Origin of the sequence: Exiguobacterium sp. s191, from assembly GCF_018618955.1 — a bacterium.
Taxonomy (GTDB): Bacteria; Bacillota; Bacilli; order Exiguobacteriales; family Exiguobacteriaceae; genus Exiguobacterium_A; species Exiguobacterium_A abrahamii.
The window spans coordinates 2,051,119-2,065,348 of sequence record NZ_JACSNC010000001.1 but is presented as its reverse complement, the minus strand read 5'-3'; the positions used below and the strand labels follow the sequence as shown (position 1 = coordinate 2,065,348).

15 protein-coding genes are annotated in these 14,230 nt (G+C 39.9%); 14 read left to right on the top strand and 1 reads right to left on the bottom strand.

Features of this window, described 5'->3' with window-relative positions:
* Positions 1-11: 11 nt before the first annotated feature.
* From KNQ09_RS10835 to KNQ09_RS10815, 5 genes are all read left to right on the top strand, one after another.
* A complete protein-coding gene (locus KNQ09_RS10835; protein WP_214858393.1) occupies positions 12-722 on the top strand; it encodes a hypothetical protein in 711 nt (236 codons plus the stop codon).
* The gene (locus KNQ09_RS10830) at positions 722-1,414 is read left to right on the top strand and encodes a hypothetical protein (protein ID WP_214858392.1); all 693 of its coding nucleotides are present in this window, start codon (positions 722-724) and stop codon (positions 1,412-1,414) included. The genes KNQ09_RS10835 and KNQ09_RS10830 overlap by 1 nt, the downstream gene beginning before the upstream one ends.
* A gap of 15 nt (positions 1,415-1,429) precedes the next feature.
* Positions 1,430-2,119 (top strand): hypothetical protein, encoded by a 690-nt coding sequence (locus KNQ09_RS10825; protein WP_214858391.1) that lies wholly within the window; start codon positions 1,430-1,432, stop codon positions 2,117-2,119.
* A 16-nt stretch (positions 2,120-2,135) separates the two neighbouring features.
* Complete coding sequence (locus KNQ09_RS10820) at positions 2,136-2,822, top strand: hypothetical protein (protein ID WP_214858390.1); 687 nt, start codon at positions 2,136-2,138, stop codon at positions 2,820-2,822.
* A gap of 181 nt (positions 2,823-3,003) precedes the next feature.
* Positions 3,004-3,903 carry an LCP family glycopolymer transferase gene (locus KNQ09_RS10815; protein WP_353049753.1) on the top strand — a complete coding sequence of 300 codons (900 nt, stop codon included), beginning with the start codon at positions 3,004-3,006 and terminating at the stop codon, positions 3,901-3,903.
* A gap of 39 nt (positions 3,904-3,942) precedes the next feature.
* Here the strand turns inward: KNQ09_RS10815 and KNQ09_RS10810 are convergent, their stop codons facing one another.
* Positions 3,943-5,094, bottom strand: a complete 1,152-nt coding sequence (locus KNQ09_RS10810) for a hypothetical protein (RefSeq protein WP_214858388.1) — start codon at positions 5,092-5,094, stop codon at positions 3,943-3,945.
* Positions 5,095-5,293: 199 nt separating this feature from the next.
* On the opposite strand from KNQ09_RS10810, the gene KNQ09_RS10805 reads away from it, so the two are divergent.
* From KNQ09_RS10805 to KNQ09_RS10765, 9 genes are all read left to right on the top strand, one after another.
* The gene (locus KNQ09_RS10805) at positions 5,294-6,025 is read left to right on the top strand and encodes a YveK family protein (RefSeq protein WP_214858386.1); all 732 of its coding nucleotides are present in this window, start codon (positions 5,294-5,296) and stop codon (positions 6,023-6,025) included.
* The gene (locus tag KNQ09_RS10800) at positions 6,018-6,713 is read left to right on the top strand and encodes a CpsD/CapB family tyrosine-protein kinase (RefSeq protein WP_050678204.1); all 696 of its coding nucleotides are present in this window, start codon (positions 6,018-6,020) and stop codon (positions 6,711-6,713) included. The genes KNQ09_RS10805 and KNQ09_RS10800 overlap by 8 nt, the downstream gene beginning before the upstream one ends.
* Positions 6,714-6,724: 11 nt before the next feature.
* Positions 6,725-7,489, top strand: coding sequence for a tyrosine-protein phosphatase (locus tag KNQ09_RS10795; RefSeq protein ID WP_133207892.1), 765 nt, complete (start codon positions 6,725-6,727; stop codon positions 7,487-7,489).
* A 191-nt stretch (positions 7,490-7,680) separates the two neighbouring features.
* Positions 7,681-8,568: a UTP--glucose-1-phosphate uridylyltransferase GalU gene (gene galU, locus KNQ09_RS10790; RefSeq protein ID WP_214858618.1), complete on the top strand. Its 888-nt coding sequence runs from the start codon at positions 7,681-7,683 to the stop codon at positions 8,566-8,568.
* A gap of 41 nt (positions 8,569-8,609) precedes the next feature.
* A complete protein-coding gene (locus tag KNQ09_RS10785) occupies positions 8,610-10,460 on the top strand; it encodes a polysaccharide biosynthesis protein (RefSeq protein ID WP_214858385.1) in 1,851 nt (616 codons plus the stop codon).
* A gap of 19 nt (positions 10,461-10,479) precedes the next feature.
* Positions 10,480-11,106, top strand: a complete 627-nt coding sequence (locus tag KNQ09_RS10780; protein WP_214858384.1) for a sugar transferase — start codon at positions 10,480-10,482, stop codon at positions 11,104-11,106.
* A gap of 6 nt (positions 11,107-11,112) precedes the next feature.
* Positions 11,113-11,985: an NAD-dependent epimerase/dehydratase family protein gene (locus tag KNQ09_RS10775; RefSeq protein ID WP_214858383.1), complete on the top strand. Its 873-nt coding sequence runs from the start codon at positions 11,113-11,115 to the stop codon at positions 11,983-11,985.
* A 16-nt stretch (positions 11,986-12,001) separates the two neighbouring features.
* Entirely contained in the window at positions 12,002-13,144 is a 1,143-nt protein-coding gene (locus KNQ09_RS10770) for a glycosyltransferase family 4 protein (protein WP_214858382.1), read from the top strand.
* Positions 13,141-14,226: a glycosyltransferase gene (locus tag KNQ09_RS10765; RefSeq protein ID WP_214858380.1), complete on the top strand. Its 1,086-nt coding sequence runs from the start codon at positions 13,141-13,143 to the stop codon at positions 14,224-14,226. The genes KNQ09_RS10770 and KNQ09_RS10765 overlap by 4 nt, the downstream gene beginning before the upstream one ends.
* Positions 14,227-14,230: the final 4 nt, after the last annotated feature.

The window sequence follows — 14,230 nt, the reverse complement described above, 5'->3', positions numbered from 1 at the left end:
GAGTGAACGGGATGCAGAAGTGGATCAAGTCGAGTTTCGTCTGTCTGATGGTCATCGTATTACTTAGCAGTGGAACGGTCTCGGCGGCAACGAAAAACGAACAACAATTTACCGATTCTTTGAAAAATTATTCGTTCGGGATGACGGTGACGGAGTTTGCTAAGCAGATGTACGGTAAGTCGTATCAAAAATACTTAACGAAGAAAAATGGATCGACTGTTCTCAAACACGATGTAAAGAAAGTCATTTCAGAAGAATCTGTCGATAGCCTCCAGTATTTCTTCTATGATCAAACGAAACAAGAGCCGATGCATGTCATGCAAATCATGTTCATGAAAAAACCAAAGGACAAGCTCTACCGTCTCGTGTTCAAAGGCGTGGATATGAAACGAGATCACCCGATGACTGTGAGGCAAAGCACGAAACAGCTCATGACAGGAAAACGGATTCGATTCGACATGACTACGAAACAAGTAGATGCTGTCCTGACAGGAAAAGGACTCGGCGACTGGATGACGTGGGCTGTGATGGACTATCGCTCGGTCTTCTCGAAACAAGAGCTGAAAAACATTGGATTCGGAAATGCAAAAGTGAAAATCTATATCTTCCAGACGGATAACAAGGAGAAGCAGAAGCGCGTCAGGATGCATGATACGGGTAAAGGCTATGTCGTTGCGGATGTAATGACAGTTTCCGGCGCAAACGAAGACGGTGGATTCTGATGCATAAGTGGAACGTAAAACGATGGCTTCTCATGGTACTTGTCGCAATAGTTTCTTTACATCCAGTAACGGCGGATGCTGCAACGAAGGCTGAGACGATCGCTACAAAACAATATCGTGCTTTAAAACCGGGGATGACGGTGGAGCAAGTCGCCAAAGTCCTCTATGGCAAGACGTATAAAAAGCAACTAAAGATGAAAAACGGTTCACAAGTTTTACGATTGAACACAGAAATCGAGATGGAGGAATGGGATCGGAACGTCCTTCTCTATGATCTTGTGAATCGAAAAGTGGAATTCCCGTCAGCAATCGGTGTCCTGATGTTCATGACGGAGACAGGTGGGACAAAGTATCGACTGACGATGAAACAAATGGAGTTCAAGCGTGATACCGCAGCCGGATTCCGGACGAGCGATTGTAAACTGATCAAAGGTGCGAAAATCAAGAACGGGATGACGGAGCAACAAGTTGATCGATTACTGACGGGGAAAGGGCTCGGAGCATTCGGGACACTCGGTCACGTCGATACGACATCCGTTCTTCGAAAAAAAGAAGTCAAAGCAGGGAAAGCAACGATCATTCATACGAAGTCATACGTTTTTCCGACAGCAACACATAAATGGCAATACATCTTTTTCATCTATGACACGAAAAAGAAAGCGTATCGTGTCGAAGATCATAGTCAGTATTAAAAAGGAGATTAGAGTATGAACACGACCTTCATGAAAATCACAGTGGCAACAATCATCGCGGGATCAACACTCTTTAGTGGAACGGCATCGGCAGCGACGAAAGTCGAGACGACAGCGACAAATCAATACACAGCACTCAAAGCGGGTATGACGATGGAGCAAGTCGCAAAAGTCTTATACGGCAAAGACTACAAAAAACAATTAACGACGAAAAGCGGTTCACAAGTATTGAAGACGAAAGAAGAGTTTAAGGACGTTGAAGATAAGCGTAAAGAAATTTATTACGAAATCTATGATCGGAAGGCAAAGATTCCTCCGACTTTGATGTCGCTCGGTTTCATGACGAAAAAGAACGATTCCGTGTATCGTCTTATTTCGAAACAAGTCGAAATGGGACGGAATACATATTCCGAATACCGAGAGAGTACACGGAAGTTAAACGCGGGCGCTAAAATCAAGACGGGAATGACGGAGAAACAACTCGATGGTGTGCTCTCAGGTTCTGGTCTTGGGGAGTGGGCTGGATTGCTTGAGGAAGATGCACGAAGCGTTTTCAGTGCGAAGGAAATCAAAGCTTATGAGATTGAAGCGTTTAAAGGAAAATTGTATGTCTTCCAAAAATCGACGAAATCACGCGTTTACGTTGAGATGAGCTATGACGCGAAAAAGAAAATCTACGTTATTGAAAATCACGAGACATTCTAAAAAAGGAGATAGGAACATGAAAATGACATTTACGAAAGTTGCAGTAGCAACAGTAATCGCAGGAACGACTTTATTCGGAGGAGCAGCATCTGCTGCGACGAAAGACGAAACGAAAGTAACCGACCGTTACACAGCATTAAAAGCGGGGATGACAATCGAGCAAGCAGCAAAAGTCATCTATGGGAAAGATTATAAGAAACAACTGACGAAAAAAAGTGGTTCGACGGTACTAAAGAAAAAGGCGGAATTCACGACCGTATCACAAGGTCAAAAAACAACGGCATACACGTTCTCTGATGAAAAGAACTTTACGAACATATCTGTGTTTCAGTTCATGACGAAAAAAAATAGTTCAGTCTATCGTTTGACAGGAAAATCACTAGATCTGTTTCGTGTTGATAGTTACTCAGGTGCTCGTGAAAGTAAGATGAAACTGCTCAAAGGAAAGAAAATCAAGACGGGTATGACGGAGAAACAATTGGATGCAGTATTATCTGGTTCAGGTCTTGGCGAGTGGACAGGAGTAGACTCGATTGACTGGACATCGATTCAAACGAAACAAGAACTAGACTATGGACTCGGAATCAAGGCACTCTCTAAAACATACGTATTCCCGACTTCGACAACACAACGTAAACTCGTCATTATGAACTATGACTATGAGAAAAAAACATATACGGTAGAAAGTCAAACATCACTCTAATGAACGAAAGAGCTTATCTGAACGATATGCTCTTTTTTTCATCTTTTCCCGTTTTTGACAAATCGCTCTCAAATTTCGTTATACTCGGACTGTAAGTTTTTTCATGGATAACCGATACTAATGAGAAGCAAAACACAGAAGGGAATGGACGCAGTTGGAACGAGTTAAAAAAAGACGTAAGGTGAAAAAACGCTGGACGCCACTGAAAATCATGCTATTGATTGCGCTTGTCCTCGTCGTCGGTGTCGGTGGATTCATCGGCTATACATATTATCAAGTCGACCAAACGGTCAAAAAAATTCAATCACCCGTCAAGAATACGGGAGACAAAGTCATCGAAGAGCAAAAGCCGGTGTCGGTTCTGTTACTTGGTGTCGACCAACGTCCAGGCGAGCGCGGGCGTAGTGACTCAATCATGGTCATGACATTGAACCCGACACGAAATGAAAGTCGATTGATCAGTATTCCCCGGGACACGAAGGTTGATATCGTCGGAAAAGGAACAAATGATAAAATCAACCATGCCTATTCATTTGGTGGACCGGAGATGGCAATCAAGACAGTCGAAAAGTTTCTTAATATCCCAATCAACTACTATGCAGAAATCAACATGGAAGGGTTCACGTCCTTGGTTGATGCAGTCGGTGGGGTGACGGTCAATAACGACATCGACTTTACGGTCAGTGGGACACATTTCCCGGTCGGTAAAGTTAACTTAGATGGAAAATCAGCATTGAAATTCACACGCATGCGTTATGAAGATCCACGTGGAGACTTTGGTCGACAAATGCGTCAACGGGAAGTCATCGCCCAAGTCGCAAACAAATTATCATCCGATGTATCAGTCAGTAATTTTAATGCCATCATGGATGTCGTCGGGAAGAACGCACAAACGAACGTTTCATTTAAACCGATGCGGACACTAGCTTTTGATTACATGGATGCCTTCCGTAACCAAAAGAACTTGAAACTCGAAGGAACGGGTGGAAAAGAAGGCGACGGAATCTATTACTGGCACCCGACAGAAGATTCATTAAAAGAGACACAAACGGCATTACGCTATTCACTTGATATGGAATGATAAAAAGCACCGACTCCACTATGAGTCGGTGCTTTTCGTTTAGAACGATTGTTCCGCTAGACGAATCCGACTGATCGTTCCGTCTTTTGCAAAACGTTGGAGACGATACGAGTTACTCGTGACGAGTCCTGTCGATTCCGTTTCGAGTTGAAGTGGGGCGAGTGAGGCTAATTGCTCATTCGTAATAGTCGTTTCTGTCCAGTCAATGGCGATGACCTTGTTGTCCTTCAAGACAAAAAAGTGATTTCCGTAAAAAAGGTAGTCATGCAATTCATCATTGAAAGTCCGATCGGCTGGTCCATAAAGACTATTCAGTTCTTCACTACTTTTGCCGATAAGGTCAATGAGGGTCCCGGTAACAAAACTCGTATCGAGCTGATCGTTGACCCACGTCAAAAGCGTTTCATCAGCAAGTGGTTCACCTTCAAGCTGTTTTGTCGTATCGGACGTTTTAATATACCCCGTTAAATCATCCGACAATTCGATTTCAGTCACGCCGTCTGTTTTTTTGATGATGCGATATCCGTCACCGAAATCGGCTTCGTACAGCAATGTCGTCATCGACTCTTCCCGATAGATGTTGCTCGAACGTGTTTTGACGTATAGGACATCATCAACAGCGGCAGTCTCTTCTGGTGCTGTTGGTTTCTTTTCCTTCGTTTTTTCAACTGTGACCGGTTTTTCGACAGTAGCCTTTGGTGTCGTATCTGCAGATCCTACGAAGTATGTCGAGTAGACGTAAGTTCCACCGGCTCCAAGTAAGAAACAAAGAATCAACAGCGCGATCCAGCCCCAAGGTAACGGTCGTTTTGCTCCAGCATGCTTGATTTCTTTCTCTTTTTTACGTCGTTTTGGTTCCGGTTCGCGTTGACTCCGTGAAAGAGTCGGAAGTGGTTCTTCTGCCTCGTCCGGGAGTGGACCATCTTCGTCCAAGATTGGACGAGCGACTAATGTACCGTAAAAGTCAGCTAATGTCGCATGATGTTTTCCGGCGAGGAATGCATTCCATTCTTCGACCGTGACGGTATCTTCGTCATAAGGAATCAGTGGCGGTTGACCAGTAATTCGGATCATCGTATCCGTCAAGGATTCCGTCGAAGCAAGACTCGAACGAATCCGTTCATGAAGTCGTGCGATATCTTCCTTCGAGTGAGATGTATAGAATTGTAGCGCTTGTAACGAGCGATGCATAAAGAAATTCCTCCTATGTCGAGATACGGAAATGAATGTAAAAAGTAACAATTCATCTTTTATTATACGCAATGTTTTTCAATAAACGTATGTCATTTCCTAAAAAAACATCAACCATTTCCCAAATATTTGTTATACTGAGTCCTAGTTGATGTAGGAAAGTCACTGAATTAGACAAATAAAGGAGAATAATTAGACCATGAATGAAACGATTAGCTTGCAGGAATTATTTTCGATTTTACGTAAATCGTTCTGGCGCATCTTGGCGTTGACGATTGTCGCCGCCCTCATCTCATTTGCCGTCAGTAGCTTTTTGATTAAACCGACGTATCAAGCAGGGACGCAAATTCTCGTCACACCGAAGAAACAAGAAAATGAAGTCATTGATGCACAGTCTGTCCAGTCGTCTGTCACATTGGTTAATACATATCGGGTCATCATCAAGAGCCCGGCGATTTTAGAACAGGTTCAAAAGGAAGTTCCGAACGCACCAACGAATATGAATGCTTTGAACAATATGGTCACGGTCGAAAGTGAACAAAACTCTCAGGTCATTAACGTTTCGGTCCAAAGTACCGATGCAGCATTAGCATCCAACTTGGCGAACTCGATTGCTGAAATCTTTAGTTCAGACGTTCAAGAATTAATGAGTGTTGATAACGTTACGGTCTTGTCGACATCAGGTATCCCAACGTCACCTGTCAGTCCCAATATTATTTTGAACACAGCGATCGCAGCAGTCGTTGGATTCTTACTCGGTGTCGGTCTTGCTTTCTTACGTGAAGTACTCGATCGTCGCATCCGGACAGAAGATCAGGTCCAACAAATTCTTGATCTCCCGGTACTCGGTAGTATCCCGGATATCGACAGTAAAGTATTCAAGTCATCGTCAAAAGCAGCAAAACGAGAGGCGGTCAAACAATATGGCTAAGAAGAGCAAAATGAACAAAGATGCACGGAAACTGATTACGGTCACGCAACCGAAGTCACCTGTTGCTGAGCAGTATCGAACGATCCGGACGAACATTGAATTCATGGCCGTCGATCGTGAGATTCAAGCAATTCTTGTCACCTCCGCAACACAAGGTGAAGGAAAATCAACGACGTCATCAAACTTGGCCGTCGCTTACGCGCAACAAGGGAAAAAAGTATTGATTATCGATACGGATATGCGTCGCCCAACGGTTCATTATACGTTCCGTGTTGCGAATGGTCTTGGACTTTCGAGTCTTTTAACTCGCCAAGCGGAAAAAGAAAAGGCAATCTTACCAACGAAAGTCGATAACCTATCAATTTTGACAGCCGGTCCGATTCCGCCGAATCCAGCGGAGCTCTTGTCGTCACGTGCGATGGAGCATCTAACGGAACAACTACGTGAAGAATTCGACATCATCATTTTTGACGCACCGCCATTACTACAAGTCGCCGATAGTCGGATTACTTCGAAACTAACGGATGGTGTTGTCCTTGTCGTCGGTTGTACGACATCTGATCGTCAACGAGTGTTAAAAGCGAAAGAACAGCTTGAACTGGCCGAAGCGAAAATTCTCGGTGTCGTCTTGAACCGTCGTGAACTGACGGATGATTCAGCATACCAATACTACTATTCCTATGAGTGAGGGACATCTATATGGTTGATATCCACTGTCATATCTTGCCGCTCGTCGATGACGGTCCGGCCAGTGTCGAACATGCCTTGCAGTTAGCTGAACAAGCCGTCGCAGAGGGGGTGTCGCGGATCATCGCGACTCCACACCTCTATCATCCACAATTCGAAACAGAAGATGTCGATGTCCAGTTGACGGTCGATGAGTTCAATGTCTTGTTGAAACAACGTGATATTCCGTTAACCGTCTATCCAGGTCATGAGATCCGGTTGATCGGTGAGTTGATGGAAGCGTTAGAAGCAGGACAAGCGCTGACGCTGAACGATTCACGCTATATTTTGATCGAGTTTCCATCAAGCGGGATTCCATCGTATGCGCGCCAAGTCTTTGCAGAATTGATTTCCGATGGTTATATCCCGGTCGTTGCCCATCCAGAAAAGAATAAAGCAATCATTCAAAATCCATCGTTACTTTTTGAATTGATTTCAAACGGTGCGATCAGTCAGGTGACGTGTGCCAGTTTGATCGGGAAGTACGGAAAGGATGTTCAGCGATTTGCGATTGCCTTGCTTGAGAATGGGCTAGCCCATCTTGTGGCAAGTGATGCGCATCACCTCGAGAAACGTCCATTCTACTGGAAGCAATGCGAACGGATGCTTGAGAAAACATTCGAAGATTGGTTGATCGATGAGATTTATGAAAACAATGAAGCCGTTCTCTTGAACCAACTCGTGACAATCAATCCCCCGAGTCCTGTCGAGAAGAATTGGAAAGGACAGTGGGTGTAACATTTTTTGTCAAGGTAAGGGAAAGAGAGTGAATTGGCACTCTCTTTTTTCTATGTTAACGCTTACATTATTAAATTATGGAAAACTTTATGGAAAATGACATGTTTCCTGTGTTATTGTATTTTACATAAAGAATGGGATTGATAATATAAATTTCCAATTAGAATTTGGAATGAGGAGTGAACTAGATGATGCGAGTTAAAAAAGCAGTCATTCCAGCAGCAGGGCTCGGAACACGTTTTTTACCGGCGACAAAAGCGATGCCAAAGGAAATGTTACCGATCGTTGATAAACCAACGATTCAATACATCATTGAAGAGGCGATCGAATCAGGAATTGAAGATATCTTGATTATTACTGGTAAAGGGAAACGATCTATCGAAGATCACTTTGATTCCGTACCGGAGCTAGAAGCGAACCTGATTTCGAAAAATAAATCAGAATTACTTTACTTAGTCGAAGAGACAACGAAGATTAACATTCATTTCATTCGTCAATCAAAACCAAAAGGTCTTGGGGATGCGATTCTTCAAGCGAAAGCATTCGTTGGTAATGAACCATTCGTTGTCATGCTAGGTGATGATATCGTTCAGGCTGAAGTGCCTTGTACGCGACAGTTAATTGAACAATATGAAATCACGAATAGTTCGATCATTGGTGTGCAACCTGTTCCAGAAAAAGATACACATCGTTACGGAATCGTTGATCCAAGTACGAGCATCTCAGAGCAATTACATAAGGTAAAATCTTTCGTCGAAAAGCCAGCACCAGGAACAGCCCCATCGAACTTAGCGATTTTAGGGCGTTATCTACTCACGCCAGAAATCTTTAAATATCTTGAAACACAACAAGTCGGATCCGGTGGCGAAATTCAATTGACGGACGCGATTACACGACTCAATGAAATGCAGCGGGTCTTTGCCTACGAATTTGATGGTAAACGGTATGATGTTGGTGAAAAATTAGGATTCATTCGAACAACACTCGAATTTGCCTTGAACCGTGAAGATTTAGGGGAAGACGTAGCAGCGATGATGGAAGAGTTGCTGCAAGCACACAAATCACAATCGCTTGTCTGAAAATCAGTATGTCAAATATTAGTTGAAAGGAGTGAATGTTCGTGAAGAAGTATTATTATTACCGGACGATTTTACTGGCATGTATGGATGCCTGTGCATTGATGGTGGCGATGAGCTTTACATATTTTTTCTTGTATCCAAAGGAATTATTTTTATTGATCGACAGTCGTGATGTAATTCAGTCAGCGACGGTATTTGCCCTACTCTTCATCACTGTCGCGTTTCTCATGAAACTGTACCGTGTTAACTGGAAATATGCGAGTGTACAGGAAGCAATGACATTATCATTGTCCCTGGGACTCAGCTCAATCGGCTTAATAGTGTATCAAGTTCTATTCTTCGGACAAGTCTTAGAACGCATCACGCTATTAAGTTTTTGTATTTCTTTACTGCTACTTGGAGCAATCCGGGTAGGCTTACGTCTGCTTGGGATCGGTCAACATTGGCGGAAGTATGCCTTACCTCGTCGCATGATCAAGTCGCGAAAGCGGACGTTGGTCATCGGGGCAGGACGTGCAGGACGGGCATTGGTTCGTCAACTCTATGCATCACCATTCCATGAATTAAAGCCGGTTGCTTTTGTCGATGATGATCCAAAAAACATGCATTTCGTGATTCAAGGAATCGAAGTTGCAGGAACGACGGAGGACTTAAAGGCAGTCATCGAGCGACATAAGATTGAAGCCATCGTCTTAGCGATTCCATCGTTGTCACAGCAACGCCGAATCGAACTGATCACCGAGGCAAAGACACTGTGTAAGAACGTTCAAACCTTACCGATGATTGAAGAACTTGTGACGGGGAAAGTCTCGGTCAACGCGATTCGCGATGTATCGATTGAAGATTTACTTGGACGCGAACCCGTCGAACTGAACATTTCAGGAATCCGAAGTGAGATTGAAGGACGGACGGTCCTTGTTACAGGAGCCGGTGGATCGATTGGATCAGAAATTTGTCGCCAAATCATTCAATTCAATCCGACGACGTTAGTATTACTCGGTCATGGTGAGAACAGCATCTATTTGATTGAACGGGAACTTCGTAGTTTACAGACAGCAATCAATCTAGTGCCAATCATTGCCGATGTGCAAGACCAGATGCGTTTAGATGAAGTGTTTGCACAACATCGACCGGATGTCGTCTTCCATGCAGCGGCTCATAAACACGTGCCTTTAATGGAAGCAAATCCGTATGAGTCTGTTAAAAATAATGTCTATGGAACAAAGAATGTCGCAGAAGTAGCTGATCGTCATCAGGTTGAACGATTTGTCATGATTTCAACGGATAAGGCAGTCAATCCAACGAATGTGATGGGTTCGACGAAACGAATTGCTGAGATGATTATTCAAGACTTAGGGAAACGAAGTCAGACGAAGTTTGCCGTCGTTCGTTTCGGTAACGTCCTTGGTAGTCGAGGGTCTGTCATTCCACTCTTTAAGTCGCAAATTGAAGCCGGTGGACCTGTTACGGTGACTCATCCAGAAATGACACGATTCTTCATGACGATTCCAGAAGCGAGTCGATTGGTCATTCAAGCCGGTATTCTAGCTGACGGTGGAGAGGTATTCGTCCTTGATATGGGCGAACCAGTCAAAATCGTTGATCTTGCGAAAAATATGATTGAGTTAAGTGGTTTTACGGAAGACGAGATGCCAATCGTCTTCTCAGGAATCCGACCTGGAGAAAAGATGTATGAAGAATTACTAAAAGATGGAGAAGTCGATCCAGAAGCGATTTATCCGAAAATTTTCGTCGGTCGAACGAAACAAGCTGAACCAATCGAAGAAATATTACGGATGGTAGAAAATCATCAACTAAATCCATTGCAGTTACGCAATACGTTACTGGATATCGCCAATGACGTTGCGATGAAACAACAAAAATTAGTATGAACATAAGGAGCTAAAGCAAATGAGTTATATGAAAGTGAAACGGTTGTTAGGATTCATCCTAGCACTTGTGGCATGTATCGTATTGATACCAGTGTTTTTATGCATCATGGGAGCGATAAAGATTGAATCAAGAGGACCTGTCTTCTTCAAACAAAAACGAGTTGGGTTGAAGAAAAGTCATTTCAACATTTTAAAGTTCCGGACCATGTATATTGAAACACCACAAGATACACCGACTCATTTGCTTGCTGATCCGGATGTTTATATTACGCGTGTGGGAAGATTTTTACGTAAAACAAGTTTAGATGAACTACCACAACTGTTTAACATCTTAAAGGGTGAGATGAGCTTTGTCGGACCGCGTCCTGCGTTATGGAATCAATATGATTTGATTGATGAGCGCGATAAATATAAAGCGAACGATACATTACCTGGATTAACAGGATGGGCTCAAATCAATGGGCGTGATGAATTACCGATTGAAGTAAAAGCAAAACTTGATGGAGAATATGTTCAACGTATGGGAATTATTATGGACTCACGCTGTTTCATTGCTACAGTCTTTAGTGTATTGAAAAGTGATGGAGTAGTTGAAGGTGGAACTGGAACGATTACGGCAAAAGAAGCAGCAAGTACAAAGGAGTAAACACTAATGAAAAAGGTACTTGTCACAGGTGAGAACGGATATATTGGAACGAAATTCAAAGAGTGGATTCAGTCAAGTAATAAAGAAATTGAATTGAAGTATATATCTGTACGAGGAGAAAACTGGCGCGAAATTGACTTTAATGGTTACGATACTATTTTACACCTTGCAGGAATTGCACATGTATCTCGCAATCCTAAATTTAAAGAGATGTACTATCAAATTAATAGAGATTTGACGATAAATTTAGCCGAGAAAGCGAAAAAAGAAAATGTAAAACAGTTTATTTTTATGAGCAGTATTATTATTTATGGATTAGATAATAAGATCGGTGAATACAGCGTAATTGATGAAAATACAGTACCAATTCCTGCTGATTTTTATGGGGATAGTAAGTTACAGGCCGACCTAAAAATTCAATCAATGAATAGTAAGGATTTTAAGACATCAGTAATCCGTACACCAGTTGTATATGGACCGGGCTGTAAGGGAAACTTTAAAAAATTGATAAAGCTAGCAAAAATTACACCTGTTTTTTTTGATTTAGATAACAAAAGAAGCATGATTTATATTGATAACTTGAACTGCTTAATTGAACAAATCATTTTAAACGAAAAAGTAGGAGTATTTTATCCACAAAACACAGAATATGTGAGCACAAAAGAAATTATTGAAATCGTTGCAAAACACAGTGGACACAAAGTTTATTTTAGTTCCTCATTTAACTATGGATTAAAACTCATTAGTAAGAAGATCAATATAATTAATAAAATATTCGGAAATAAAATGTACAAAAAAGTGCTATCAAACTCTGATGATTACAGAGTTTGTGATTTCGAGACATCTATAAAAAATAGTATTAATCATAGCTATAACTAGGTGAGGATGAACAAATATGAAGAAAAAAAGAATAATGCTACTTGGAAATCATGCTTTTGTCATTTATAACTTTCGCAAAGAATTAATTCAACAGTTATTAAAAGATGGATATGAAGTGTATTTATCAATGCCGTATGACGATGAAAAAGTTCCTTTGATGGAATCATGGGGATGCAAATATATTGAAACGAATGTTGATAGAAGAGGTACTAACCCTATTAAAGACTCTAAGCTACTTATGCACTATATTAAAATTTTAAGAAATTATAAACCGGATGTTGTATTTACATATACTATAAAGCCTAATTTATATGGGGGAATTGCCTGTAGAATAAGCAAAATACCTTATATAAATAATATAACTGGTCTTGGTAGCGGATTTAATAAAAAAGGACTACTAAAAACAATTATAAAAAAATTGTATAAAGTAGCCCTTAAAAATTCTTCTAAAGTATTTTTTCAAAATGAACACGATAAAAAAATTTTAATCGACGAGAAAATTGTAAATAGTAATTTTGAAGTAATACCTGGATCTGGAGTAAATTTAAAAGAATTTTTATATCAAGAAATGCCTTCAAAATCTGTTATGAAGTTTATATTTGTCGGAAGAATAATGAAAGATAAAGGAATAGACGAATTTTTAGAAGCAGCGATTAAAAGTAAAAATAAATATGGTGAGAAAATTGAATTTCATATCGTTGGTTTTGTAGAACCTACAGAAATGTATTTAAATCGAAAAATCAATATGTTAACAGATGAAAAGATCGTATTGTACCACGGATATCAAAATGATGTAAAAAATTACGTTAAAAATGTACACTGTTTGATTCAACCATCACATGGTGGTGAAGGTCTTTCAAATGTTTTATTAGAAGCCGGTGCACTAGGGAGAATATTGTTAGCATCCAATATTCCAGGTTGTAAAGAAACAATAGAAGTTGGGAAAAACGGATATATTTTCAATAAAAAAAATGTGGAAAGTCTATGTGAAAGTATAGACAAATTGATGGGTATTACTCCTGATATTATTAATAAAATGTCTTTATATTCAAGATATAAAATTAATAAAGAATATGATCGTAACATCATAGTTAAAAAATATATGTATGAAGTAAATCGTATTACAGCTTCTAGTTATGTAGGAAGAGAAATAGTATGAGAATTTTGTATGTTACTACACATTTAGATAATGGTGGAGCAGAAAACTTAGTAGCTGATATGGCTATATATAGCAAGAACGAGGGCTTTGAAGTAACAGTAATAATGATTTTAGATCGGAAAGGGATACCATATCAAAAATTACAAGAAAATAATATTAAAGTTATAAATTTAAGGTCTCGCACTTTGTTTAGCTTGAAAATACCATTTGCGATAAAGAAAATTTCGAAAGAGTTTGATATTGTTCATACACACACTTATTATGCACAAATATATTCAAGTTTTTTTGTTAAAAAAAGAAAATTAATCACCACCGAACATAGCACACAGAATAATAGAAGAAATTTAAAGATTTTTAAAATAATCGATAGTTTTATGTATTTTAGACATTTTAAAATTATATCAATAACTGAAAGCGTAGAAAAAAATTTAAAACAGTGGATTATTTTTAATTCTCCCAAAAAATTTCAAGTAATTAATAATGGAATTGAAGTCAATAAATATTTCAATGAAAAAAAAATAGAAAAAAGTGATATAGGATTTTCAAAGAAAGACATTGTACTAATATCTGTTGGTAGACTTGAACCAGTTAAGAATCAATTATTTTTAATTGATGTCTTTTCAGAGATTCAGAATCCAAACTTAAAGCTAATTTTGATTGGAAATGGAAGTCTGAAAACAGAAATAGTTGAAAAAATAAAAACAAAAGGAATAACAGATAAAATTACTTTGCTTGAAAATAGAAGTGATGTGAATATTTTCTTAAACGCAAGTGATATTTTTATTTTACCTTCGCTATGGGAAGGCTTTGGCTTATCGGCTTTAGAGGCAGCAGTATCAGGAAATTTATTAGTACTTTCAAATATAGACGGGTTAAAAGACATGATCAATCAAGTAACGGAAGAAGCAATATTCTTTGATCCAAAAAATAAAATCGAGTTGTCTAAAGCAATCAATAAAGCAATATCTGCTCTAAAGAATAAAAGAGAAGAAGTAAATATCGACTACGTAAAGAAAAATTTAAGTATTGAATATATGATGAGTAATTATTTGAATATTTATAAACGTAGTAAAGGAGGATAAAAGA

Bases quoted from the DNA above. Each gene is read 5' to 3' on its own strand.
- KNQ09_RS10810 (WP_214858388.1), bottom strand. From the start codon at position 5,094: ATGCATCGCTCGTTACAAGCGCTACAATTCTATACATCTCACTCGAAG.
- KNQ09_RS10765 (WP_214858380.1), top strand. From the start codon at position 13,141: ATGAGAATTTTGTATGTTACTACACATTTAGATAATGGTGGAGCAGAA.
- galU (WP_214858618.1), top strand. From the start codon at position 7,681: ATGCGAGTTAAAAAAGCAGTCATTCCAGCAGCAGGGCTCGGAACACGT.
- KNQ09_RS10830 (WP_214858392.1), top strand. From the start codon at position 722: ATGCATAAGTGGAACGTAAAACGATGGCTTCTCATGGTACTTGTCGCA.
- KNQ09_RS10795 (WP_133207892.1), top strand. From the start codon at position 6,725: ATGGTTGATATCCACTGTCATATCTTGCCGCTCGTCGATGACGGTCCG.
- KNQ09_RS10805 (WP_214858386.1), top strand. From the start codon at position 5,294: ATGAATGAAACGATTAGCTTGCAGGAATTATTTTCGATTTTACGTAAA.
- KNQ09_RS10825 (WP_214858391.1), top strand. From the start codon at position 1,430: ATGAACACGACCTTCATGAAAATCACAGTGGCAACAATCATCGCGGGA.
- KNQ09_RS10820 (WP_214858390.1), top strand. From the start codon at position 2,136: ATGAAAATGACATTTACGAAAGTTGCAGTAGCAACAGTAATCGCAGGA.
- KNQ09_RS10770 (WP_214858382.1), top strand. From the start codon at position 12,002: ATGAAGAAAAAAAGAATAATGCTACTTGGAAATCATGCTTTTGTCATT.
- KNQ09_RS10780 (WP_214858384.1), top strand. From the start codon at position 10,480: ATGAGTTATATGAAAGTGAAACGGTTGTTAGGATTCATCCTAGCACTT.
- KNQ09_RS10835 (WP_214858393.1), top strand. From the start codon at position 12: ATGCAGAAGTGGATCAAGTCGAGTTTCGTCTGTCTGATGGTCATCGTA.
- KNQ09_RS10800 (WP_050678204.1), top strand. From the start codon at position 6,018: ATGGCTAAGAAGAGCAAAATGAACAAAGATGCACGGAAACTGATTACG.
- KNQ09_RS10775 (WP_214858383.1), top strand. From the start codon at position 11,113: ATGAAAAAGGTACTTGTCACAGGTGAGAACGGATATATTGGAACGAAA.